The sequence below is a fragment of the Neisseria sp. CCUG17229 genome, from assembly GCF_047839235.1.
Lineage (GTDB): Bacteria > Pseudomonadota > Gammaproteobacteria > Burkholderiales > Neisseriaceae > Neisseria > Neisseria brasiliensis.
In genome coordinates this window covers 1,668,891-1,693,490 of sequence record NZ_CP181247.1, presented here as the reverse complement: position 1 = coordinate 1,693,490, position 24,600 = coordinate 1,668,891, and the positions used below count along the sequence as shown (strand labels likewise).

General features: G+C 50.2%; 21 protein-coding genes. 5 read left to right on the top strand and 16 right to left on the bottom strand.

The window, feature by feature from the left end:
- Nucleotides 1–61: 61 nt before the first annotated feature.
- The gene (locus tag ACM67B_RS08095) at nucleotides 62–628 is read left to right on the top strand and encodes a tetratricopeptide repeat protein (RefSeq protein ID WP_416189183.1); all 567 of its coding nucleotides are present in this window, start codon (nucleotides 62–64) and stop codon (nucleotides 626–628) included.
- Nucleotides 629–746: 118 nt separating this feature from the next.
- On the opposite strand, the gene ACM67B_RS08090 is transcribed toward ACM67B_RS08095, so the two are convergent.
- From ACM67B_RS08090 to ACM67B_RS08070, 5 genes are all read right to left on the bottom strand, one after another.
- Nucleotides 747–1,481: an ABC transporter ATP-binding protein gene (locus ACM67B_RS08090; RefSeq protein ID WP_416189182.1), complete on the bottom strand. Its 735-nt coding sequence runs from the start codon at nucleotides 1,479–1,481 to the stop codon at nucleotides 747–749.
- The gene (locus ACM67B_RS08085) at nucleotides 1,481–2,422 is read right to left on the bottom strand and encodes a FecCD family ABC transporter permease (RefSeq protein WP_416189181.1); all 942 of its coding nucleotides are present in this window, start codon (nucleotides 2,420–2,422) and stop codon (nucleotides 1,481–1,483) included. Before ACM67B_RS08085 ends, ACM67B_RS08090 begins: the two co-directional genes overlap by 1 nt.
- 247 nt (nucleotides 2,423–2,669) lie before the next feature.
- Nucleotides 2,670–3,461 (bottom strand): heme/hemin ABC transporter substrate-binding protein, encoded by a 792-nt coding sequence (locus tag ACM67B_RS08080; RefSeq protein ID WP_416189180.1) that lies wholly within the window; start codon nucleotides 3,459–3,461, stop codon nucleotides 2,670–2,672.
- Between the two features lie 62 nt (nucleotides 3,462–3,523).
- Entirely contained in the window at nucleotides 3,524–5,731 is a 2,208-nt protein-coding gene (locus ACM67B_RS08075) for a TonB-dependent hemoglobin/transferrin/lactoferrin family receptor (protein WP_416189179.1), read from the bottom strand.
- A 168-nt stretch (nucleotides 5,732–5,899) separates the two neighbouring features.
- The gene (locus ACM67B_RS08070; protein WP_416189178.1) at nucleotides 5,900–6,931 is read right to left on the bottom strand and encodes a ChuX/HutX family heme-like substrate-binding protein; all 1,032 of its coding nucleotides are present in this window, start codon (nucleotides 6,929–6,931) and stop codon (nucleotides 5,900–5,902) included.
- Nucleotides 6,932–7,266: 335 nt separating this feature from the next.
- Here ACM67B_RS08070 and ACM67B_RS08065 point away from each other — a divergent pair, with 335 nt between their 5' ends.
- Nucleotides 7,267–8,241 carry a PhoH family protein gene (locus ACM67B_RS08065; protein WP_416189177.1) on the top strand — a complete coding sequence of 325 codons (975 nt, stop codon included), beginning with the start codon at nucleotides 7,267–7,269 and terminating at the stop codon, nucleotides 8,239–8,241.
- A 101-nt stretch (nucleotides 8,242–8,342) separates the two neighbouring features.
- Here ACM67B_RS08065 and ACM67B_RS08060 read toward each other — a convergent pair whose 3' ends face one another.
- Nucleotides 8,343–8,984 (bottom strand): NAD(P)H-binding protein, encoded by a 642-nt coding sequence (locus ACM67B_RS08060; RefSeq protein ID WP_416189176.1) that lies wholly within the window; start codon nucleotides 8,982–8,984, stop codon nucleotides 8,343–8,345.
- A 202-nt stretch (nucleotides 8,985–9,186) separates the two neighbouring features.
- Between ACM67B_RS08060 and ACM67B_RS08055 the strand changes: the two genes are divergently transcribed.
- Complete coding sequence (locus tag ACM67B_RS08055) at nucleotides 9,187–9,759, top strand: DUF4126 domain-containing protein (protein ID WP_095502921.1); 573 nt, start codon at nucleotides 9,187–9,189, stop codon at nucleotides 9,757–9,759.
- Between the two features lie 103 nt (nucleotides 9,760–9,862).
- Here ACM67B_RS08055 and rpoD read toward each other — a convergent pair whose 3' ends face one another.
- The 8 genes from rpoD to gmk form a co-directional block, all read right to left on the bottom strand.
- Nucleotides 9,863–11,821, bottom strand: a complete 1,959-nt coding sequence (gene rpoD / locus ACM67B_RS08050; protein WP_416190549.1) for an RNA polymerase sigma factor RpoD — start codon at nucleotides 11,819–11,821, stop codon at nucleotides 9,863–9,865.
- 183 nt (nucleotides 11,822–12,004) lie between these two features.
- Nucleotides 12,005–13,792, bottom strand: a complete 1,788-nt coding sequence (dnaG, locus tag ACM67B_RS08045) for a DNA primase (protein WP_416189175.1) — start codon at nucleotides 13,790–13,792, stop codon at nucleotides 12,005–12,007.
- Nucleotides 13,793–13,864: 72 nt separating this feature from the next.
- The gene (locus ACM67B_RS08040) at nucleotides 13,865–14,314 is read right to left on the bottom strand and encodes a GatB/YqeY domain-containing protein (RefSeq protein ID WP_416189174.1); all 450 of its coding nucleotides are present in this window, start codon (nucleotides 14,312–14,314) and stop codon (nucleotides 13,865–13,867) included.
- 126 nt (nucleotides 14,315–14,440) lie between these two features.
- Nucleotides 14,441–14,653 (bottom strand): 30S ribosomal protein S21, encoded by a 213-nt coding sequence (gene rpsU / locus ACM67B_RS08035; protein ID WP_003680926.1) that lies wholly within the window; start codon nucleotides 14,651–14,653, stop codon nucleotides 14,441–14,443.
- 364 nt (nucleotides 14,654–15,017) lie between these two features.
- A complete protein-coding gene (locus tag ACM67B_RS08030) occupies nucleotides 15,018–15,977 on the bottom strand; it encodes an IS30 family transposase (RefSeq protein ID WP_154143172.1) in 960 nt (319 codons plus the stop codon).
- Nucleotides 15,978–16,088: 111 nt separating this feature from the next.
- Complete coding sequence (locus ACM67B_RS08025) at nucleotides 16,089–18,245, bottom strand: RelA/SpoT family protein (RefSeq protein WP_416189173.1); 2,157 nt, start codon at nucleotides 18,243–18,245, stop codon at nucleotides 16,089–16,091.
- 206 nt (nucleotides 18,246–18,451) lie between these two features.
- Nucleotides 18,452–18,658: a DNA-directed RNA polymerase subunit omega gene (gene rpoZ / locus ACM67B_RS08020; protein WP_095502195.1), complete on the bottom strand. Its 207-nt coding sequence runs from the start codon at nucleotides 18,656–18,658 to the stop codon at nucleotides 18,452–18,454.
- 52 nt (nucleotides 18,659–18,710) lie between these two features.
- Nucleotides 18,711–19,328 carry a guanylate kinase gene (gene gmk, locus ACM67B_RS08015; protein ID WP_416189172.1) on the bottom strand — a complete coding sequence of 206 codons (618 nt, stop codon included), beginning with the start codon at nucleotides 19,326–19,328 and terminating at the stop codon, nucleotides 18,711–18,713.
- 101 nt (nucleotides 19,329–19,429) lie between these two features.
- Here gmk and ACM67B_RS08010 point away from each other — a divergent pair, with 101 nt between their 5' ends.
- The gene (locus ACM67B_RS08010; protein ID WP_369832068.1) at nucleotides 19,430–20,026 is read left to right on the top strand and encodes an adenine phosphoribosyltransferase; all 597 of its coding nucleotides are present in this window, start codon (nucleotides 19,430–19,432) and stop codon (nucleotides 20,024–20,026) included.
- Between the two features lie 190 nt (nucleotides 20,027–20,216).
- Entirely contained in the window at nucleotides 20,217–22,067 is a 1,851-nt protein-coding gene (locus tag ACM67B_RS08005; RefSeq protein WP_416189171.1) for a transglycosylase SLT domain-containing protein, read from the top strand.
- Nucleotides 22,068–22,142: 75 nt separating this feature from the next.
- On the opposite strand, the gene ACM67B_RS08000 is transcribed toward ACM67B_RS08005, so the two are convergent.
- A complete protein-coding gene (locus ACM67B_RS08000) occupies nucleotides 22,143–22,934 on the bottom strand; it encodes a Cof-type HAD-IIB family hydrolase (protein ID WP_416189170.1) in 792 nt (263 codons plus the stop codon).
- Nucleotides 22,935–23,106: 172 nt separating this feature from the next.
- Nucleotides 23,107–24,498 (bottom strand): exonuclease domain-containing protein, encoded by a 1,392-nt coding sequence (locus ACM67B_RS07995; RefSeq protein ID WP_416189169.1) that lies wholly within the window; start codon nucleotides 24,496–24,498, stop codon nucleotides 23,107–23,109.
- Between the last annotated feature and the right edge of the window lie 102 nt (nucleotides 24,499–24,600).

Genomic DNA, 24,600 nt, shown 5'->3' with positions numbered 1-24,600 from the left:
TCAGACGGCCTATAATGTTCAATAAATAGCTTAAACGGATTCTGATATTAAGGGGGACACAATGAAATGGATACCGTTGTTGATGACGGCAATAGCCCTCAGTGCCTGCCATGCACCCAACCAAAACACACAGCCTAAAAACATTACCGAAAGCCAGACACGCCAGCAAACCAATAACCTGGTGGAAAAAGGCATACAAGCTTATGAGCAACACCGCTACGCCGAAGCCATGACTTATTTCACCCAAGCATCAGCAGCGGGTCACATGAGTGCGCCACGCTACATTGGCATGATGTATTTAAACGGTTACGGCGTGGAAAAAAATGCCCGTCGTGCAGTAGCCGAATTCAGCAAAGCCGCGCAATGGGGCGATGTAACCGGCCAATTCTGGTTGGGTTATTGTTATGAACAAGGCATTGGTGTCGCCCAAAACCGCGAACAAGCCTTGAAATGGTATGAGCTTTCTGCCCGCCAAGGCGACGCTTATTCTGCCCCTGCCATGACTGCTTTAGGCCGTATGTCGGAAAGCGAAGATTTACAGGAAGCGATTGAATGGTATCAAAAATCTGCTGCAGTTGGCGATAAAGAATCGCGTGTTGCATTGAAACGCTTAGATGTAGAACTGTAATGATAAAAGATACATATAAAATAAAGTGAAGAATATATTAATTTTTTATAAGTATTTATATAGAATATATTTTTATTAATAGAGGCCGTCTGAATATTAATATTCAGACGGTGTTTTATTATGCGCGGAAATACAAACCTGTTTCATCGCGGATGTGGTGTATCGGCCAGTGATAAACCTGTTGCAGCAAGTCTTCACGCATCACGTCTTGTGGTGTACCGGTCGCGATGATTCTGCCTTGATTCATTAAAATAATATGTTGTGCGTAATGAGCAGCCAGATTCAAATCGTGCAGCACCATAATGCTGCTGAAAGTATTTTGTTGATCGCGCAGATACTGCATCAATTTATGCTGGTGACGAATATCGAGATGGTTACAGGGTTCGTCTAACAATAACACGGGTGCGTTTTGCAACAGTGCGCGGATGATATTGGCGCGTTGCTGTTCGCCGCCGGATAAGCGGCTGATGCGCTTATCGGCTAAGTCAGTTAAATCGAAATATGCCAGTAACTTATCGGTTTGTGTAGCAGTGTGTTTCAGACGGCCTGTGTGTGCAAACACAGATAACGCAATGTATTCGCGCACGGTCATCGGCATGGCGTATTGGCTGTGTTGTCCGACCCAAGCTACGCGGCCTTGTTTGATTTGCGGTACGGCAGGTTGGCCGAAAAGATTCACTGTGCCGCTGCCGGCTTGGCCGATTAAGGCTTTGAGCAAGGTGGACTTGCCCGCGCCGTTGGGACCGATGATGGCGGTATTTTGATTGCATGGGAACGAAAGCGCGTCCACTTCGAGCAGGGTTTTACCGCGAATGGCGACTTTTAGCGATTGAATTTCAAAGGAAGCATTCATCAGCGGCCTCGCAACGGTTTGATAAACAAATACAGGAAAAACGGCCCGCCCAATAAAGCAATAATAATGCCAACGGGGACATCCACCGGATAAGTCAGCCAACGCGCCGCGCCGTCAATAACCAACAGGAAAACCGCGCCAAACCAAGCCGATAGGGCAATCAGCTTGCTGCGGCTGCCCCCGACCGTCTGCGCCAGTACATTCGGAATCATCATGCCCAAAAAGCCGATGATGCCCGCTAGTGATACCGCAGCACCGGTCATCAAAGCCGCGCCGATAACCGTTTGCAGTCGCACCGCGCCTACCGATACGCCCATACTGACCGCCGTGTCTTCCCCTGTCATCAACACATCCAAACGCTTGCCGCAAAACAGCAAAATCATAAAGCCTGTCGCCATTGTGATTAAGGCGAATAAGGGCGAAGTAAAACCCGATTCGGCCAAGCTACCCGACAGCCAAGTAGTGGCGCTGCGTAACACCATGTCGTCTGAAAGAAACAGAATCAGGCTCACAATCGCAGCGGAAAATGCGCTCAATACAAAACCTAACACCAGCAAGCCCAGCGTGCCGCCGCCGAATAAGCGATGCGCCGCCAAAATCAGCAAACACACGCCCAACGCACCGAGAAATGCCGCCATCGGCACGCCAATCACACCGCCACCGAATGCCAACACAATAATCACCCCCAAGGCCGCGCCACCCGATGTACCAATCAGGCTGGGGTCGGCCAAGGGGTTTTCAAACAAAGCCTGCAAAGCCGCACCGGAAGCCGCCAAACCGGCTCCGACCAGCAGGGTGGTGTAAATGCGTGGCAGACGGATTTGCTGCACGGTTTCGTCCATTTGCAGTGGTGATTGCCATTCGCCGAAACCTATGCCGCTGCATATATAAATGGCGGTGAGGGTGAAAATGATAGTTAAGATAAGGGTGTGTGGTTTCATGTCGGTAAAGTGTTTCAGACGGCCTTTAGGTTTATTGTTGGGGACATTAATCTTTTAATTTTTAGGCGAAGGTTTCGGGTAGGAACGATTTTCCCCCTCCCTAACCCTCCCCCGCAAGGCGGGAGAGGGGATGGTTTGCTGTGGGGGGGGGGAGGATTGTTGTATTTGGGTTGATGTTTTTTGATTTCATTGTTTACTAAAGGTTACAGGCCGTCTGAAACCAAACCGCTTTCAGACGGCCTCGAGTTTATTTACCCAATGCATTCAAACGCTGCACCACTTGTGGTGTATCCAAGCCGTAGCGGAACATGTCGTTGGCTTTCCAGAAATAGATTTTGCCGTTTTTAGCGGCGGGCGAGGCGGCGACTTCGGGTTTCACGGCAAAGCCTTTGAGGCCGCCCAGCGTTTGTGCGTGGTGGTCGGCGATGATGATGACATCAGGCTTGGCCGCCAGCCATGCTTCGCGCGTCATTGGTTTCATGCCATCAATGGCCGCTGCGGCGTTGATGCCGCCGGCGCGTTTGATGAGTTCGTCGGCGGCGGTGTTTTTACCGGCGATGATGCGGCCGTCGTAGCTGAAGAGATAGCGTTTGCCGTTGGCAGGCTGCTGCTTCATTTGCGCCTGCCATTTAGTCGCGAGCTGTTCGGCTTGGGTGGTTTTGCCGATGAGTTTGCCTACTGTGCGGATGCTTTGCGGGTAGGTGTTGATGTCGTCGGTCGGTGCTACGTTCACCGCATTCACGCCGGCTTTTTTCAATTGGGCGAAAATACCGGCAGGCTGCGCCATCCATGTGCCGAGTGCGATGTCGGGTTTCACGGCGATAATCGGTTCGGCGCTCAGGTTGCGGTGGATGCCGATGGTGGGTTTGCTTTTCAGGGCGGGGTTTTGCACGGTTTGGTCGCGGCCGACTACTTCGTTAATCGAACCGAGCGCCACGACGATGTCGCCGACATCGGGTGTGAGCACCACAATGCGCTGGGCGTGGGCGGAGGCAGCGGTGAATAATAATGCGCATAAGGTTAAGGTTTTGATATTCATATCGGGGTCTTTCTGATGATTGTTTCAGACGGCCTGTTTCCATCTTAAAGGCCATCTGAATATTAAAATTTCATCTGCAAGGTAGCCGCCACATTGCGGCCGCTTTCGGTGTAGAGGTCGAGCACATTGGCGGTACTCATACCGGCCACATCGGCGTGCTGCCAATATTTTTTATTGCCGACGTTGTACACCGTTGCGCCGAGTTCGATGTTTTTGCTCGGTTTATACCATGCGCCGATGTCCCACACGCCGTAGCCCGGCGCTTGGAAAATGCTGTCGCTGCTGACACGGCTGTGTTTTTTCGACCAGCGCAGCTTGGCGTTGGCACCCCATTTTTCCTGTACATAATCCACGCCCAATACGCCGTTGAGTGGGTAGGCAGTGTTGAGCGGCGTGCCGTCTTTCTGTTCGCCCTTCATCCAAGCCAAGCTGCCGTTGATGCGCCAGTTGTCGGTGAACTTGTGGCTGGCGGCCAGTTCAGCACCGTAGGTTTTGACGTTGTCCAGATTTTGGTATTGATACTGGATAATGCTGCGGCCGTTGACTGTTTCCGTGCCGATTTCGGTGCGGTCGATAAAGTTTTTATAGCGGTTGTAAAACGCAGTGATTTGCGCGCGGGTGCGTTCATCTTTATATTTCAAGCCCGCTTCAAAACTGTTGGAATATTCGGATTTCAGGTTGCTGTTGGGCAATACGGCATAGCCGTGGGTAGTGTTGGAAAAGGCCATGGTGGCGCTGTCAAACGGCGGCGTGCGGAAACCGCGCGAATAGCTGGCAAAACCAGTAACCCGTTCGCCCATCGGCACGCTCAAGCGCAAGCTGGGAGCGAAAGCATGGTCGCTGAAGTTGGTGGTTTGCCCATCGGGATTGGCGTTGAGATAGGCTTGGTCGATGTGGGTGTTGAGTTTGTCTTTTTCATAACGCAAAGCCGGGGTCAGCACGACGCCGTTGTCAAAGGTTAAGCTGTCTTGGGCATACAGGCTGAAGGTTTTGCGTGTGCTGTCGGGAAAGGTTTTGTTGGGATAAGTGCTGCCGGCGTACACCTTGCTGGTGGTGCCGGTTAAGTTATCTACCGTCAGGCTGTCACGCGGACGGGCGGTTTCGGTGTGTTTGAATTCCGCACCGGCGACAATGGTGTGTTTCACTGCGCCGGTTTGCGCTTCCCATACGCCTTTGCTGTTGATGCCGCGGATGGTTTGATCAAAGCCGTAATCAGAATAACGGGTTGAATCTGCGGTGGTGCGGCCGTTGATGCTGGTCACGCTGGCATTGACGGCATCGTCTTCGGAAGTCAGTTTTTGTTGATACACATTGACTGAAGCTTCTTTCAATGCATTCTCGCCACGGAAACGGTAGCCCAATTCCATGCGCTGACGGCGCACGCGGTCGCGTGCGGTGGCCAGGCTGTTGTCGGTAGTAATGGCCATATTGTTGCGCGTAACGGTGCTGCTGCCCAAGCTGTTGGCCAGATTGGTGTCGTTGGCGCGGTAGAATTGTTCAAACAAAGCTTCTATGCGGTGGGTTTCGTTGCCGATATTGCCTTTGGCTAAGATATTGTAGCTGTTGTTTTTTTGTGGATTGGTGGCGGTGCGGGAAGTTGAATAGCTTTTATCGCTGCCCATGTTTTCAGTTTCATGGCCTTGGTGGCGGGTCAGCATCAGCAAACCTTCGGCATTTTCATGGTAACCGGCCATGCTGGCGGTGACACCGTGGCTGCGGTCGCGGCTTTTGTAGCCGTATTTCAGGCCGAAATGGCTGCGTTTGTCAGCATCGACAAAATCAGATGGCGAGTAAGTAGCCATATTCACCACGCCGCCCAAAGCATCGCTACCATATAGCGCGGAATAAGGGCCTTTGACAATATCCACTTGCTTCAGCGTGTCGGGCTCGACCATATCGCGACCGGAAATCGCGCCGTTGGTGCCGCCACCAGCATAAGATTCGGGAATACGGATGCCGTCGACCATCATCAGAATGCGGTTGCCGTCGATGCCGCGAATATTCACACCGGCATGGCCGCGGCGGTTGTTGTCCGACGGCACGCTGACACCGGCTTCATACAGCGTGATGTCGTCAAGGTTGGATGCATTGGCTTGATTAAGCGTTTGGCGGGTAATCACGGCCACATTCGGCGCGGCTTTATCAAGCTTCTGTGCGGTGCGGTCGGCGGTGACGGTCACGGTTTCCAGCTCTTGTTGTGCCATTTCGGCAGCATAAAGCGGAGTGGTAAAGAGGGCGGCGATACTGAGAGTTAAGATACGAGGTTTCATGATAATTAATGTGTGTGTTTATTGAATAGAAGTAATTATTATTTACAAAAATTTAAAAGAATGCAAGTTATTATCAATTTTATGTGAATAAAGGCCGTCTGAATGTTCAGACGGCCTTTGGGTTGTTTTAGTCAATTGAATAAAAAGTTATTGATATTAAACTGGATTTTAAGCCAGTAAGCTGTTGGTGATTTCTGTCCATTTGTCCAGCTCGGTTTCGCCTTCTTGGCGGCGGCCAAAAATCTGGATCACGGTGCGGCGGCGGGAATCAAAACCTTCAATGCAGGTCACAAAGCCTTCGCGTACCGGACGGCGCACGACCCATGTTTCGACGATTTCATCGTCTTTCAGGTGCATACTGAAGCCTTCTTCTTTACCGTCGAGTACATTCAAATACCCACGTGCGCGGACAATGTGGTGCACTTTACCGGTTTGAATCTGCACCAAGCCGCGGTTGCCGGCGAAAATCATGATTTCGATACCGGCATCGCGTGCTTGTTCTAAAACCGATTGCCATGCTTCATGGGTGAGCTTTTTCGTCATGCCTTGCGGCGCGTAAGGGTAGGATGCTTGGCGGTCAAGCGCGAAAGTTTCCAAAAGGCCGCTGAAATGATGCACATCTTTAATCTCCAACCAACGTTCTTGAAACGCGGCAATTCGGTTTTCCGGCAAGGGGGCAGGGATGTCCACTGGCGGCAGATCGGCAGTGGCAAATTGCGGTTTGCCATCGGTTTGGCATTCGGCAATCAAGGCTTCCCATACAGCGATGCGGCTATCCTCGCGCATAAACACTTTTTGTAGCGCGGTGCCGAATTCATCGTAAAACTGAATCGAGCGCGAAACCTTATCGCCGTTGTGGTTGGTCACCGCCAAAACATGATGCCAACGCGCCGGAAAAATCCGTAAATCGATGCCACCGATATTGAGCGCGATGCCCGAAGTCGGCGCTAAGCTAACATTTTCATACACGCCTTGTTTTTCATGTACGCACACATCATTACGCACCACGCATTGCACTTCGCCCAAAGCGTGAAGCTTGAGCACCACGTCGCGAATGTTGCTGCCCAAATACACGCTTTCAGGCGCAACGACCATTAATGCGCCTTCGCTGACACCCAAATCCGCCGCACCTTCGCGCGGAAAATACATGCCCTCGCGGGCGGCTTTGTTGGCTTGATATTGTTGCCAGAGGTTACTCATGATGAACTCCTTGTGAGACCTTTGCAAAATCCCCATCTTTGGCACATTTCTTCGTTGTGCGCTGCTCGAAAGCTTGCCTATCTTCGTGATATGTCTTCGCTTTCTGCGCTGCTACAACTTTGAACTGTACTCAAATCTAGGGTTTTGCAAAGGTCTCTGTGTTAATTTTCAGACGGCCTGTCGGTGATTCAAAATATAAATGATAATGAATTGTATTTTATTTTTATCAGTATTGCCAAATTTATGATGAAAAACTCACCACCGTGCATTGAATTTTTGCCCACTAAGCCTTATAACAATGAAACAGAAATTATTTGATTGGAAAAAGAAAAAACATGAGCCATACCGTTCATCTGCAATTTGAAGACATCGACAATACCGTGCTGCAACGCCTGTGCGGTGCGCTCGACGGCAATTTGGAGACCTTGGCCAAGGCTTTGGATATTGAAATCAGCCGTCGTTTTGAACATTTCACCTTTATGGGTGAACTCGCCCACGCAGGCCGTCGCGCGTTGTTGGCTTTGGCCGAAACTGCCGAAAAAGGCGATTTAGACGACCATGTGATTCAGTTGGCCGCAGTGGAAGCCAAAACCGCCGATGAAAAACATGAAGAAAAACACCGCGACCATCAATACTATTTCCGCACCAAACGCGGCAGCATCGGCGGGCGCACACCGCGTCAAAACGGCTATATCCGCGCCTTGCTCAATCATGATGTTGTGTTCGGCTTAGGCCCGGCCGGTACCGGCAAAACCTATTTGGCCGTGGCCGCAGCGGTGGATGCGATGGAAAAACATCAAATCGAGCGCATTGTGTTGGTACGTCCGGCGGTGGAGGCGGGCGAGAAACTTGGCTTCCTACCGGGTGATTTGGCGCAAAAAGTCGATCCTTACCTGCGCCCTTTATATGACGCGCTGTATGATTTGATGGGCTTTGACAAAGTCACCAAGTTGATGGAAAAAGGCTTGATTGAAATTGCGCCGCTGGCCTATATGCGCGGCCGCACGCTCAATGGCGCGTATGTGATTTTGGACGAAGCGCAAAACACCACGCCCGAACAGATGAAAATGTTCCTGACGCGTATCGGCTTCGGTGCCAAAGCTGTGATTACCGGTGACATCAGCCAAATTGACTTGCCGCGCAATATCAAATCCGGCTTGAAAGACGCACGCGAAAAACTCGCCAACGTGGAAGGTTTGTATTTTCACACATTCACCAGCGAAGACGTGGTGCGCCATCCTTTGGTGCAGAAAATCGTTGAAGCTTATGAAGAAGCGGAAGAGGCTGAAGAGGGTAAGCGTGCTGAGTAAGTGATGCTGTGTATTTGAAGTAGGTGAAACAAAAGGCCGTCTGAAAACCATGTTTTCAGACGGCCTTTTGATTGAATGCCACTTTGATCAATCAATTGAATTTACGCTTCAACCAATGCCCAAATATCTTCTTTTTCCAAAATGCCGGTGCGTTTGAGTATGAAGCTTTTAATCATGGCGGTAGCGAGTTGTTCGGTCGGTAAAGGTCTTTGTGCCAACAGCAAACCAAATCCATTTAAAAATTCTAAAGCTTTTTCTGCCCAAACTTCGCCGCTGCGGTCGCTATTGGGGCGTTTTAACAATGGCGGGCGCAGGATGCTGGTGTGTTCAAAATTTAAATCGGTAATGGCGTGCTCCAATTCGCCTTTCATACGCATGTAAAACGATTTGGATTGGGAATTGGCCATGCCTGCGGAAACCAGCACATAATGCGCCACACCGTTTTGTCGGGCGGCTTGGGCGAATTGGTATTGGTAGGTGAAATCGATTTGGTATTGCTTTTCTTGGCTGCCGGCTTGTTTGATGGTGGTGCCGAGGCAGCTGAACAACACGTCGCCGCTAACTTTATCCTGCCAAGTGTGGGGTTTGTCAAAATCGATGACTTCGACTGTGAGTTTAGGATGGGTAAAATCCAGCGGTTTGCGCACGAATACCGTGACGTGGTCGATATTCGGATGTTGCAACAATTGTTGGGTCAGCGGTTTACCGGTGGCACCGGTTGCGCCGATAATTAAGGCTTTCATGTTGTTCCTTTTTGTTTTTCACGGCTTGGCTAAATCAAAAATATAGGCAAATTAAAAGTGAGGCCGTCTGAATAGCTTGGTTTGGTTTATTGTCGCATAAAAATCGGTCAAGACACATTTAGACCGCCTGAAAATGCATCTTCATTGTTCAGACGGCCTGTTTGCGCGTATAGTAGACATTATTTGATTTTGAAAACACATCATGACTTTTACCACGATTTTAAGTATCGCGCTGGGCATAGGCTTGGCGGCAAGTTCGGGCTTTCGCGTATTTTTACCGCTGTTTGCCCTGAGTTTGTCGGCTTATTTTGGGCTGTGGCCGATTAATGAAAGTTTTGAATGGCTGGCTTCCACGCCTGCGCTGATTATTTTGGGTGTAGCGACGGTGGTCGAAATCGGCGCTTATTTGATTCCGTTTATCGATAATTTGTTGGATACTTTGGCCGTGCCGCTGGCAGGTTTGGCCGGTACGGCGGTGATGGCTTCCACCACGGCAGATTTAAGTCCTGCGGTGACTTGGACGTTGGCCATTATCGCGGGTGGCGGTGCGGCTGCGGCGATTAAAGGTGTGAACGCGACCACACGTGCGGCGAGTACCGCGACGACGGCTGGCTTGGCTAATCCGGTGGTATCGGTAGCGGAAACCGGCATTGCCACGGTGATGGCGGTATTGAGTTTGTTTGTGCCGTTTTTGGCGGTGGCGGTGTTGTTACTGATTGGTTTTTGGTTATGGCGCAAATACCGTCAGTATCGCCAGCGGGCGCAAACGGTTTGATGAATATTGAACAGGCCGTCTGAAAGTTAATCTTTCAGACGGCCTTTTATCCATGCTAAAAAAGCCGCAGATGATGCTCATCTGCGGCTTTTCAATTCAAGCATTATTGCTTGTTATCTTCGCTGTCTAAGAAGCTCTTCAAGCGGTCGCTGCGGGTTGGGTGACGCAGTTTGCGCAGGGCTTTGGCTTCGATTTGGCGAATACGCTCGCGTGTCACGTCAAATTGTTTACCGACTTCTTCCAGCGTGTGGTCGGTGTTCATGTCGATACCGAAGCGCATACGCAGCACTTTGGCTTCGCGTGGGGTCAGACTTTCCAGCACTTCTTTGGTGACTTCGTGCAGGCTGGAATACATGGCCGCATCGGCCGGTGCCACGTTGTTGGCATCTTCGATGAAATCGCCCAAGTGTGAATCATCATCGTCGCCGATAGGGGTTTCCATTGAAATCGGCTCTTTGGCGATTTTCATGATTTTGCGGATTTTGTCTTCCGGCATTTCCATCAGCTCGGCCAATTTGGCTGAATCCGGTTCTTCACCGGTTTCTTGCAGGTATTGGCGCGAAATACGGTTCATTTTGTTGATGGTTTCAATCATATGAACCGGAATACGGATGGTGCGCGCTTGGTCGGCAATAGAGCGGGTAATTGCCTGACGAATCCACCAAGTGGCGTAGGTCGAGAATTTGTAGCCGCGACGGTATTCGAATTTGTCCACGGCTTTCATCAGGCCGATGTTTCCTTCTTGAATTAAATCAAGGAATTGCAAGCCACGGTTGGTGTATTTCTTGGCAATCGAAATCACCAAACGCAAGTTGGCCTGAATCATTTCCTGCTTGGCGGCGGCGGTTTCGCGCTCGCTGGCAACCATGTTTTTATTGATTTCTTTCAATTCTTCAATCGAGATTTGCGTTTCTTTCTGCATATCGGAAAGCGCAGTTTGTTTCTCGATGATGGCATGGCGGAAGCGGTCGAGTGCATCGCTCCATACGCGGCCTTTAGCGACTTCTTCTTCTACCCAATTCAAGTCGGTGATATTCGGCAGGAAGTTGTTGATGAAGTATTCACGATCCATGTGTACGCGGTCTAAGCAGATGTCGCGGATTTCGCGCTCGAGCTTACGTATTTGGTCAACACGGCCACGCAGGTTGTTGCTCAGGTTTTCGATTTGACGGGTCGAGAAGCGCACTTCCAACAATTTGTTGGCGATGGCATCGCGATGGGTCAGATAAGCCGGATGCTGGCTGTGATGCTTGGCCAATTGCGCGGTCATTTCGGCGTAATCGGCTTCGATTTGGGCGAAATGCTCCAAGACTTTTTGCTTCAGCTCTTCCAAGTTGGCAGCGGTCATGCTTTCAGCGTCGGCTGCGCTGTCGTCATCGCTGTCGTCTTCTTCATCGTCATCGCTGTCTTCATCATCATCGCTGCTTGCGGTGTCGTCAGAAGCATTGCTTTCCAAATGACCCAAGCCCAATTCGTTCAGCAAGACTTCGTTCGGGTCGATAATGGCTTCAACCACTTCATCGACGCGGATTTCTTCGTTGCGGATTTGGTCAATCAAGGCCAAGATTTCTGCCACCGAACCCGGACAGGCAGAAATGGCTTGCACCATGTTTTTAAACGCATTTTCGATTTTTTTGGCGATGATGATTTCGTCTTCGCGCGTCAGCAGGTCAACCTGACCCATTTCGCGCATATACATACGCACAGGATCGGTGGTGCGGCCGAACTCGGAATCTGCGCTCGAGAGCGCCGCTTCGGCTTCTTCAACGGCATCGTCATCGGTAATGGTGGCGGCATTGTCGCTGAGCAGAATATCTTCGGCATCAGGGGCTTGCTCGGTAACTTGGATTCCCAAGCCGGTAATCATGCTGACGATGTTGTCGATTTGGTCGGCATCAGACATATCGTCCGGCAGGGCATCGTTGATTTCCGCATAGGTGATGTAGCCGCGCTCTTTACCCATGATGATGAGCTGTCGCAGACGAGTACGTTGCTCTTCTACGGTTAACGGACGGTTATCATCTTGATCTTGGTATTCTTCGTGATTTTTAGACATAGATATCTCGTTATTTAGTAAAAAATGCCAACGGTTTGCCGCAAGATCGGCACCTGAGGGCGAAGCAGCGTATATCATCGGGATATGGACGCTGAGGCCGTCTGAAACTTTAAGAAAACGGGTGTTCTGCGCTTATTGGTTCGCAGCATGGGACAATAGTCTTCAGACGGCCTAAGAAGGAATTCAGGCTTAATTTGCTTTCGACATCAATAGTGATACCAAAAGTTTCTTTTCATAATCATTCAAACCACTTTGCAGGCTTTTTTGTTTGAGTGATTCTATTTGGCTGTATTTTAACTCATTTAACAGCTTTTTCATGCCGATTTTGAAATTCTCGCATTCGGCTTGGTAGGCTTCTTCATTGTCTTCCGCCACTTCGTCATCGGCATGGCGGGTCGATTGGAAGATTTGGTTTAACGCGGCTTCATAGGGTGAGCCACGCATATGCTCCAAAATTTGCGCGCTGCTGGGCGGTTGGGCAAAGCTTTTGATGGTTTCGGCCAGATTGGCCAAGCAGGCAAAATCGCCCTCCAGTGCGAGGTATTCGGGCAAGTCTATATATGCAGCCCAATTTGGATTTATCAAGAGGCTGCGGATTTGCCGCTGCACCAAAGTGAGCATCACCGGCTGCTTGAAGGTTTCCTGCGGCAGTTTGTAGCTTTTTTGCTTCACATAGCGCTTGGGGGCTTCTTGGCCGAGCAGTTGCGCCAGATTGGCCGGATCGATGCCGACCAATTCACTGAGTGTTTGTTTCAATAAAAAGTTCAGAGCAGGCGCGGTGATTTGCGCCAATAGTGGTGAGGCGGTTTTGACCAGTTCCGCTTTGCCTTCCTGCGCATTCAGGTTGAGGCCGTCTGAAAGGTGTTGCCAGAAATATTCCGACAAAGGTTTGCTTTGATTGAGCAGGGCATCTTCAAATTGGGTTTTGCCAAACGCCCGGATGTAGCTGTCGGGGTCGTGTTCTTCGGGCAGAAACAGAAAATGCAGCGATTTATCGTCTTTTAATTGCGGCAGGGCATTTTCCAGCGCGCGCCACGCGGCTTTTTTACCGGCAGCATCGCCGTCAAAGCAGAAATAAATGCTGTCGGCCTGTCGCATCAAGATTTTCACATGGTCGGCGGTGGTCGAAGTACCAAGCGAAGCTACGCCGTAGCCGATGCCGAATTGCGCTAAGGCGACCACGTCCATATAGCCTTCGACGACTAAGATTCGACCAGCTTCTTTAATCGCCGCACGGCCTTCGTATAAACCGTAAAGGTTGCGGCCTTTGTCGAACAAGGGCGTATCGGGCGAGTTGAGGTATTTCGGTTTGGAATCGTCCAACACGCGCCCACCGAAGCCGATAACCTGACCGCGTTGGTCGCGGATCGGAAACATAATGCGGTGGCGGAAACGATCGTAATGTTTACCTTCATTGTCGATGACCATGCCGCTGTCGACCAAAGCGGTATTGGGGTAGGGCTGGAACACTTGCGCCAGCGGCTGCCAACCGTCGGGCGCGTAGCCCAAGCCGTAGTGGGCGATGATTTCCGCGCTCAAACCGCGTCCGGCCAAATAATCCTGCGCCGCTTTTTGAAATTTAAGCTGTTGCGCGTAAAAAGAAGCGGCGGAGGCGGTGGTTTCTTCTAGAGTTTGCTGCTTTTTCTTGCGCTCGGCACGCACTTCGGGATTATCGTTTTGCCCGCGCACTTTCGGCACGGTCATGCCCACGCGGTCGGCCAGATACTGCACCGCTTCGGTAAACGACAAGCCCTGATATTCCATGATAAAACCGATGGCCGAACCATGCGCCCCGCAGCCGAAACAGTGGTAAAACTGCTTGCTCGGGCTCACCGAAAACGACGGCGATTTTTCTTTGTGAAACGGACAACACGCCATATAGTTGACGCCGCCTTTTTTCAGCGGCACCTGTTCGTCGATAATATCTACGATATCGACTTTGGCGAGAAGTTCGTCTATGAAATCGGAAGGAATCATGGATTAGGGCGATTCATGCGTTTAATAACAGGGAGATAGGCCGTCTGAAAAAATTCAGACGGCCTTTGGTCTTTATTCAGCAGTCAGGGCGGCTTTTAGGATTTTATTGACTTCGCCCATATCGGCTTTACCGGCAAGCTGGGTTTTCAATACGCCCATAACTTTTCCCATATCGGCCATGCCGGTGGCGCCGGTCATGGTGATGACGGTATCGACGGCGGTTTTGATTTCTTCTTCGCTCATCATTTGCGGAAGATAGCGGTTGAGCACTTCGATTTCGTCGATTTCTTTTTGTGCCAAATCGTAGCGGTCGGCTTCGGCGTAGATTTTGGCGCTGTCTTTGCGTTGTTTGACCATTTTAGTCAGAATGGCGATGACTTTTTCATCATCGGCTTCGACGCGTTCATCGACTTCGTATTGTTTGACAGCGGCATTAATCAGGCGGATGGTGCTTAAAGACAATTGGTCTTTGGCTTTCATCGCAGTTTTCATGTCTTCGGTAAGCTGGGTTTTCAGGCTCATGATGGACTCCGTGGGGTTGCAGACGACCTAGGTAATGGCAGCATTATAATGGATTTATAAAGGCAAAAACACCGTAGGGCATTCGGCCTTACGGTGTGTCTTGCTCAATACAGGATTGCGCCCGTATTAGTACATTTTAGGAGGCAGTTGTTGGCTGCGCAGGCGTTTTTGCAAGCGTTTGGCAGCAGCTGCTTTTTTGCGTTTGCGTTCAGTAGTTGGTTTTTCGTAAGCTTCACGGGCACGCAGTTCAGTCAACAGACCGGTTTTTTCTACGGCGCGTTTGAAACGACGCATGGCAACTTCAAATGGTTCATTCTCTTTTACACGGATTGCAGGCATTTTATTTCCTTCAAAATTCTTTAAGTTTATGGCAGTCTGAAAAGATTTGATTTGGGTTCAGACGGCCTTATCAATAGGGTTTTGTTTGTATCGCTGGTGCTTAAAACAAGCTGGCGGGATACGCGCCGTGATGTGAACATCACCTCCTAACAAGTCGGCTTGGTGCCGGATAGGGGTCTTTTCTCTGAGTAAAAGACCGGAAACAATTTTGCGATTATCTTATAGATTGCTTTTGTGTGTCAAGTTTGGGTAAGAGGTTTAAATGGGTGTTGTGTCATTTTGGAATGGATAATATTGGATATATTTGAAAAAGGCCGTCTGAAAATTTTCAGACGGCCTTACATTCACATTTCAAGTGCAACGCTCAAATGCCATTGGCAAGGGCTGCTGAAAACAGATCACCCGGTGTCTCATAGTCCAATGTCTTTCTCGGTCGGCGGTTAAGGGCCTCCTCAACCGCTTTAATCTTTTTAGCACCCAGTTTCCTAAAATCCGTCCCTTTGGGGAAGTATTGTCTGATCAGCCCGTTGGTATTTTCCACCAAGCCTTTTTCCCAAGAATGGTATGGACGGCAGAAGTAAGTTTCCGCACCCAGGGCTTTGGCAAAGGTTTTATGCCGGTAAAACTCTTTACCGTTATCCAAAGTAATCGTTTGAATGATATCTTTAAACGGCTTCAATGCCCGAATCACTACCCGGGCTACATCTTCTGCTTTGAAATTGCTGATTTTGCGGATAACGACAAATTTGGTTTTTCTTTCAACAGCAACCACCAGTCCGCTTTTTTGGTCTTTACCGACAATAGTGTCCATCTCGAAATCGCCAACCCGCTCTTTTTGATCAACAATGGCAGGTCTGTGTTCAATGTCGGTTCTGTCCGGTACGCTGCCTTTTGTCCATGCACCGCTGCCGTATTTTCTGCGGTAGGGTTTGGAAACGATACGCAGATGGGTGTACAGGTCGCCGCCGTTTTGACGGTCTTTGGCGAGATAGCGGTAAAGGGTGCTGTGGTGCAGTTTGATGTGTTGATGTTTCAGCAGGTAGCCGCAGACTTGTTCGGGGCTGTATTTTTGGGTAATCAGTTTGTTAACAGTCTGTTTGACGGCAGTAGTCAGTTTGGTTGGCTTTTTGTTTTTCTTTTTAACTTCGCTTTGCTGTTGTGCTTTTCGGTAACAGTAGGTTCCGTTGACGGAATGCCGTCTGATTTCCCGACTGACGGTGGCGGGATGACAACCGATGTTCTGTGCGATTTGGTTTAGGGGTAGGTTGCGGTAATGTCTGGAAATGTAGTATCTTTGGTGTGAGGTCAGTTGTGTGTAGGCCATATTGCAATCTTTCTTGTCAGGAAAGGCAGTATACTACCGCATACTGGCCTTTTCTGTTATTGGAAATTGCACTTGTTAGGCGAATGTAAGGGCCTATAGATGGGCAAACGCTTAGCCGCGAATTACTTTACGCACATGCGGAATGGCGTGCAGCTTGTGAATGATTTGGTTGACCTGAGCCAAATCTTTGGCCTTGATGATGAAACCAAATTCGACAAAACCTTCGCTCCCGGCGCGGTTGGACGATGGGGTGTTGACCGATTCGATGTCGGCGCCGGAGCTTGAAATGGCTTGCGCCATTTGCGCCAACAAGCCGTGGGTATCTTCCGATTGGATATTGAGGCTGAGGCGGTAGCTTTGATTGTTGAGGCTGTCCCAATCGGCATCGAGCTGCTGCTCGGGGTCGGATTTGAGTAAAACGCTGCAAGTATCGCGGTGGATAATCATGCCTTTGCCTTGCACCAACAGAGCGCGCACGGCATCGCCTGCGACAGGGTGGCAACATTCCGCCAAATGCACGCGACCGGTTTCTTGACCGTTGACTTTGATCGGGCTGAGTTTGACTTCGCTGCCGAAGTGTTGGCCGGCAAGCTCGGCAATGTGCATGGCCACGGAAACGGGCTGGGTATTGCCCATACCGACGTTGTATAACACTTCTTCAAACGAGGTTTTTTTGTCGCTCAAATCGTTTAAATATTTTTCTTTGAGGTCGTCTGAAATCAATACGTCTTTCGGCAACAGGCTCGACAGGGCTTTTTGCAGTAGGTTCTCGCCCAATACAATCGCGTCATGGCGATTCATGGTTTTGATGTATTGGCGGATGGCGCTGCGGGCGCGGCTGGACATGGCGAAATTGAGCCATGCCGGATTCGGTTTGGCATGTTCGGACGTGATGATTTCGACGGAATCACCGGTTTTCAGCTTGGTGCGCAAAGGCATCATGGTGTTGTTGATACGGGCGGCAACGGTTTTGTGGCCGATGTCGGTGTGCACGGCATAAGCGAAGTCAATCGGGGTTGAACCTTTTGGCAGGGTCAGGATTCTGCCTTTCGGGGTCAGGATATAGACTTCGTTCGGGAACAGGTCAACTTTGACGTGTTCCAAAAATTCAATGGCATTGGCGCTGCTGGCCTGCAAATCGAGAATGCTTTTCAGCCATTGATTGGTGTGCAACATGGCTTGGTCGATGGTGTTTTCGCCCGATTTGTAAATCCAGTGGCCGGCCACACCGCCTTCGGCGACGGCATCCATTTCGTGGGTGCGGATTTGTACTTCAATCGGCAAGCCGTAAGGGCCGACCAGCGTGGTATGCAGGCTTTGGTAGCCATTGCTTTTCGGGATGGCGATGTAGTCTTTGAAACGGCCGGGTTTAGGTTTGTAGAGATTGTGCAACGCGCCCAAAGCGGCGTAACAGGCAGGTACGCTGTTGACAATGACGCGGAAGGCGTAAATGTCCATCACATCGGCAAAACGCAGTTTCTTTTGCAGCATTTTTTGGTGAATGCTGTAAAGGTTTTTCTCGCGGCCTTTGATTTTGGCTTCGATGTTGGCATCAACCAAGCGGTGGCCGAATGCGCGCAATACTTTACCAACCACATCGCGGCGGTTTTTACGGCTGTTGTCCATCGCTTTTTGCAGCGTTTCGTAGCGCTTGGGGTGCAGGTTTTGGAACGATAAATCCTGCAATTCTTGATAGGCATTGTTTAAGCCGATGCGGTTGGCGATTTGGGCGTAGATGTCGAGCGTTTCTCTGGCGATGCGGCGGCGTTTGTCGGGACGCATCGAGCCGAGTGTGCGCATATTGTGCAGGCGGTCGGAAAGCTTGATGATGATGACGCGCACATCTTTGGTCATGGCGAGAATCAGCTTGCGGAAGCTTTCGGCCTGATGCTCTTCATGGTCTTCGAATTTGAGTTTTTCCAGCTTGGATAAGCCATCTACCATTTCGGCGATGGTGTCGCCGAATTCTGCTGCCATTTCGACTTTGGATACGCCGGTATCTTCCAAAACATCGTGCATCACGCCGGCGCACAAGCCTTGCACGTCCATGTGCCAAACGGCCAATTGAGTGGTCACGGCAATCGGGTGGGTGATGTAAGGTTCGCCGCTTTTGCGGGTTTGACCGTCGTGGGCGTGAAAAGCGTAGGCTACGGCTTTTTCGAGCTGTGCCTGTTCTTTTTTGCTGAGATAAGATGCCGTTTTAAAGAGTAAGTCTCGGGCTTCGGCTGTCAGCGCATCGTAGGGAGCGGTAGGTAGGGGTGCGGGCATGTTCAGACGGCCTCTCTCGGGTTGGATAACTAGATGGTGGGGACGTTATCGGGTGATTCAAGAAGCGGTAAATATTATTATCGGCAGAACACATGCGCAATCAAACGCATGGCTTGCCATATTGTTATGTCAAAGTTAAGTGGGCAAACAACCGCGCATGAGGGCGCGGTTGAATGGTTGCATGAGCCTTAGCGGCAGCGCATGTATTATTTGTTGCGAGACAACAATTCAACGCCGATTTGGCCGGCGGCTACTTCGCGCAATGCAGTCACGGTCGGTTTGTTGTTGCGGATGTCGTCAACCAAAGGTTGGTTGCCGTTTTCCAATTGGCGCGCGCGGCGGGCGGCAACCAAGGTCAAATCGAAGTGGTTAGGGATTTTCGGGGTGCAGTCTTCGGTGGTGATACGAGCCATATTGCTTGCTTTCTTTCAAAAAATAAATCGGATAGCGTATTTTCGCTGTTTTTTAAGAATTTTCCAACAGGTTTGTGAGAAAACCTTGTTGGGCAGATTTTTTCAGACGGCCTGACTTAATAATATGCAGTAAATCAGCTTCGGCAACATCTAAATCTTCATTAACCACAATGTAATCAAAATCAGCGGCTTGCTCGATTTCATGGCGCGCTTCAGCCAAGCGGGTGGCGATGACTTCTTCGCTGTCGGTCGCGCGGCCTTTCAGACGGCCTGCCAAGATGTCAAGCGACGGTGGCAGGATAAAAATACCGATAGATTCCGGCAGCGCACGGCGCACTTGTTCGGCGCCTTGCACATCGATTTCCAAAATTACATCAAAGCCTTGCTCACTCAATTGGTTGACCGCGGCGATGCTGGTGCCGTAGTAATTGCCGAATACATTGGCGTGTTCCAAAAAAGCTTTTTGTGCGATTAAAGATTCAAACTCTTCTTTGGGAACAAAATGATAATGCACGCCATGCTGCTCGCCTTCGCGTGGCTGGCGGGTGGTGTGGGAAACCGATACGCGTAAATCGCTGTTGTTTTTCAACAGGCGTGAAACTAAGGTGGTTTTGCCTGTGCCTGAAGCGGCGGAGATGATGAAAATATTGCCTTTTTTATTGTGTTGCATGATGTTTTGCCATGGGATATTTTCAAGAAATTATAACACAATGCCTGCCGGATTTGGATGTTCAGACGGCCTCAACATCGACAGCATAAATTTGTTACAATATGATGTTAAAAATATTCAATCTTGGAAGATTAAGCATGTTGATTCATCCTGACGTGATGGGCGTTGATGCCTTGGCGGAAAAAATCCGCAAAATTGAAAACTGGCCACAAAAAGGTATTTTATTTCATGATATTACGCCGGTTTTACAAAGTGCGGAGTATTTCCGTTTGCTGGTGGATTTGTTGGTTTACCGCTATATGGGGAATAAAATCGACGTAGTGGCCGGCTTGGATGCACGCGGTTTCATCATCGGTGCGGCTTTGGCCTATCAATTGAATGTGGGTTTTGTGCCGATTCGCAAAAAAGGCAAATTACCGTTTGATACCGTATCGCAAAGCTATGCCTTGGAATACGGCGAAGCCACGGTGGAAATCCACACTGATGCGATTAAATCCGGCGCACGTGTGCTGCTGGTGGATGATTTGGTGGCAACTGGGGGCACTATGTTGGCCGGTGTGGAATTGATCCGCAAGCTCGGCGGTGAGGTGATTGAAGCGGCGGCAATTTTGGAATTTACCGATTTAACCGGCGGTAAGAAAATCCGCGATGCCGGTGTGCCGCTGTTTACATTGTGTCAAAACGAAGGCTGTATGTAATCGATGCCAACCAGCAAAAGGCCGTCTGAAAAAGCGTATGGCTGTTCAGACGGCCTTGCTATTGTGGTATTCAGGCCGGTAAAAAATGTAAATATCAGTTTGCAATTCGGATATTTGGCATAAATCATTTAGAATGCTGCAACCATACCGATAATAAATAATATATTAAGACCTGATGAAGAAAGACGACATGAATTTACAACGCACCTTTACCCTGTCGCTGAGCGCAATGGCATTGGCCGTGTTGGCTGCCTGCGCTTCACAAAGCAGCAAACCGACCGTGACCCGCGAATCACGTGTAGAAAGCCAATCGCCGGCATCGATTCCGTCACGCCGTGCCGACAGCCAATCGAAAATTTTATCCGATTTCAGCCAATATGAAAGCGCATTAAACGCCGCCAAGCGCGGTGATGATGCATGGGCGCAGCAATATTTGGCTCAAGCAGGCAACAGCGCCATGGCGGAAACCGTACGCAATGAGTGGCTGAAAAGTTTGGGTTCACGCGGCCAATGGTCGGTGTTTCAACAAGAATACAAAAAATTAGAAGCGGCCGGTCGTGCGCAAGAAGTGGAATGTTATGCCGATTTGAGCAGCGGCAATTATGCCAAAGCCGCTGATTTGGTGCGTGAAACCGCACGTTTGCCACAAGGCTGTACCCGCTTAGTCGAAGCAGCGGCGGCTTCAGGCCGTCTGAAAGCTGATGATGCATGGCGTCGTGTCCGCGGCTTGTTGAGCAACAATCAAATCACCGATGCGCGTAATTTGGCTGCATCATTGGGTAGCCCGTTTGATACGGGTGCGCAAGGTTCGCAAGAATACCGTTTGCTGTCAGTAATCGGAAAAGAAGCGCGCAAATCGCCTTCTGCCGCTGCCAGCTTGTCCGCCATGGAAGGTAGCTTGAGCCGCGCGCAAAGCAGCTTTGCTTGGGGCGTGTTGGGGCAACATCAGGCTTACAGCCAAAATATGTCAACCGCTTTGAGCTACTACGGCCGCGTTGCCGACCGCAAACAATTAACTGATGAGCAATTGGAATGGTATGCCCGCGCTGCGTTGCGTTTACAACGTTGGAGTGAATTGTCGAGCGTGATTCAAGACATGCCGACCAAGCTGCAACAATCGCCGACTTGGCAATATTGGTTGGCACGCAGCTATGCCGCACAAGGCAACAGCTCACGCGCCAAATCATTGTATGAACAAGCCGCCGCTTCCGGCCGCAATTTCTACGCCGTGTTGGCAACGGAAGAGCTCGGCCGCCGCATCAACACCAAAAACAACGTCGGCAATGCCAGCCGCAGCGATGTCAGCCGCATGGCGAATGATGGTGCGATTAACCGTGCTTTGACCTTGTTCAAAACCAGTCAAGCCAGTGGCGACAGCAAAATGCGCCGTCAAGCGCAGGCAGAATGGCGCTATGCCACACGTGGTTTCAGTGAAGACAATTTGCTGACTGCCGCACAAGTGGCGTATGACAACCAATTCTACGATATGGCCATCAATACCGCCGACCGCACCGACCATAAGCTAAATTACAACTTGCGCTATTTGTCGCCATTTAAAGATACCACCGTGCGTTACGCCAACCAAGTGGGCGTTGATCCGGCTTGGGTGTATGGCTTGATCCGCCAAGAAAGTCGTTTTGTAATGGGCGCGCAATCGCATGTCGGTGCACAAGGTTTGATGCAGGTAATGCCGGCCACCGCCCGCGAAATCGCCGGTAAAATCGGCATGAGCAGCAGCGAACTCTACACCATGGACGGCAATATCCGCATGGGTACATGGTATATGGCCGATGCCCGCCGCAATCTGCAAAACAACGAAGTATTGGCGACCGCCGGTTACAACGCCGGCCCGAGCCGCGCACGCAGATGGCAGGCTTCAACGCCGTTGGAAGGTGCGATTTACGCCGAAACCATTCCGTTTACTGAAACGCGCGATTATGTGAAAAAAGTGATGACCAATGCGACTTACTATGCGTCATTGTTTAATGAGCCGCAAACTTCACTGAAACGCCGTATGGGCACGATCCCTGCACGTTATTAATGCTGTAGATTCAGTATGAACAAAGGCCGTCTGAAACATTCAGACGGCCTTTGTTTGTTCATTGAAAAATAAGGTCTAAATCACACCCAAATTTTTTAAGCCACGCAACACGCCATCTTCATCTACGCTCGGGCAGACATAATCGGCCAATGCTTGTACGCTTTCTTCGCCGTTGCCCATCACCACGCCAAAGCCGACGGCCTGCATCATTTCTACATCGTTGAAGCTGTCGCCAAAGGCCATCACGTCTTTCATGTCTATGCCGAGTTTCGCAATGGCGTGTTCAATACCGCGTGCTTTTGAGCCTTCCTGACGCAGAATATCCACTGCGTTTTCATGCCAGCGCACGGTTTTGAAACCCATTTGGGCAACGGCGGCATCGATTTCCGAATCATGTTCCTGTGTGTAAAAAGCCAATAATTGGTACACCGGCTGCTGTCGGTAATAGTGGGCATCCACTTGATACGACGAGACAATTCTCGATAAGGCATCTTTGGCCCATTCGGTTTCTTCGGAAACGGCGATTTCGGCATTGTTTACAAATGCATAAGCGATGTTTTGTTGCGCTAAAAAGTTGCACACCGCCGCTGCTTCATCGGCTACCATCGGATAATGCTGCAAGGTTTTTCCTTGAAACTCAATATATTGACCATTGATGGTCACCAGCATATCGATGCCAACTTCTTGAATCAAGGCTTTGACTTTGGCAGGAATGGCCACAGGTGGACGGCCGGTGGCAATGGCGGTCAGAATACCGCGCTGTTTCAAGGCTGCCAAAGCTTCGCCGACTGATGGGCGCAGGGTGTCGGTGTATTTGCGGTAAATGGTGTCGTCGATGTCGAAGAAAACGATTTTAGGATTTTGCATGGGAAAGGCCGTGGGGGAAATGGTTTCAGACGGCCTATTGTATAACACTCGTTGCGTTTGACGATATGGCTGGGAAAAGATTGATGGGTTTTACAAAGGCTCAGACCGTCTGAACAATCAATGTTTTTCAGACGGCCTGTTGGCAAAATCATCATTTAAGGCCGTCTGAAACTTAATTCAGAATTTCAATGGCGGTTTTGCCTTGCTTGAATTTCGCTTTAATAATAGCGGGCAGCGTGTCATCGAAATACCAGCGGCCATCGGGCAGGGCGACGGCATTGGCGGTGCAGCGGAACGTCAGTGTTTCGCCGGATAATTCGTCTGTTTCGCGAATATCGATTTCGTGCGCTCTGCCCCAATCGGCGACTGGTAGCAAGGGAGCGAGCGAGAGGATGCGGCGGTTTTGCTGTTGCACGCCGTTTGCATCTTGGCACGAGCCATCACATTGGCCGATGGCTTGAATCGGGCAAGGTTCATTTTTGGCGTTGGTTTCCGGCAGGATATTCAGCGAATCGGGGCAGAGGCCGTATTCCTGCGCCCATGCGGCTAGCGCGCGTTTGGCGCCTTTTCTGTGCAGGAAAAAACCATAAGGGCGGTGGGGGTGAATGCCGTTGCTCATTGGCACCAATCGCGCTTGCAACACGCCGTGTTCGTCCGGTGAAAATTGCACCGTAGTAAACGTGCGCACCGTTTCAGACGGCCTGAGATTAAATTGCACCATAGCTTGCGCTTTCAACCACAAAGCATGCATAGGCCCGATGGCCGGCATAAAGCGGATAGAAGCGGCGCTTTGTGCAAAGCTCGGAATTTTTTTGCCGTTTAACATGGCCGCTACTTCAAAATAAGCGCGTGTATGCGATTGCACCGCCTGCGCTTGACCGTATTTATCCAGCCACACCAGCACACCTTCGCTGTCGGGCAGGGCGTAGAGCTGTTCGGCCAATGTGTTCGGCAGCCAAGTCGGCAGCATTTTCGGATTCAGCAATACGCGGCTGTGGTTGAGCCACTCTTCTTCGCCTTTTTCTTCCAAGCTTTTTTCCAAAAAATCCCCCAAAGCCAGAACATCGGTCATGGCACGGTGACGGTTTTCCACCAAAATGCCCATGCGCTCAATGATGCTGTCGAGGTTGTGTTTGTGAAATTGCGGATACAGACGGCGCGACAATTGCACCGTACACAAAGCCGGTGCGGCAAAATCAATGCCTATGCGTTGAAACTCATGCCGCAAAAACGTGTAATCAAAGCGGCTATTGTGTGCCAGCAGCAGCGTACCGCGCAGAAGCGGCAGCAAATCAGCGGCAATTTGGCCAAAAAACGGTGCATCTTTGACTAACTCATCATTAATGCCGGTTAAGCGGGCAATAAAATCCGAAATCGGCTGCTGAGGATTGACCAGCCATTCATAACGCGTGACTTGACCGCTCTCAAAACGCAATACTGCTACTTCCGTGACACGGTCTTGATAGAGATTGCCGCCGGTCGTTTCCAAATCCACTACCGCCACCGGCAAGCCTAATCTTGAAAAAGCAGCAGCCAACTGCGGCCAACGCGAAGCGTGTGCCATTTTTCTTTTCCTGTAAATTCAACAAACAAACGCGCATTCTACACTTTTTGAGATTTTTTTCCAGCTAAACGCTTGACAGGTTTTAGTTGTATCTCTATAATT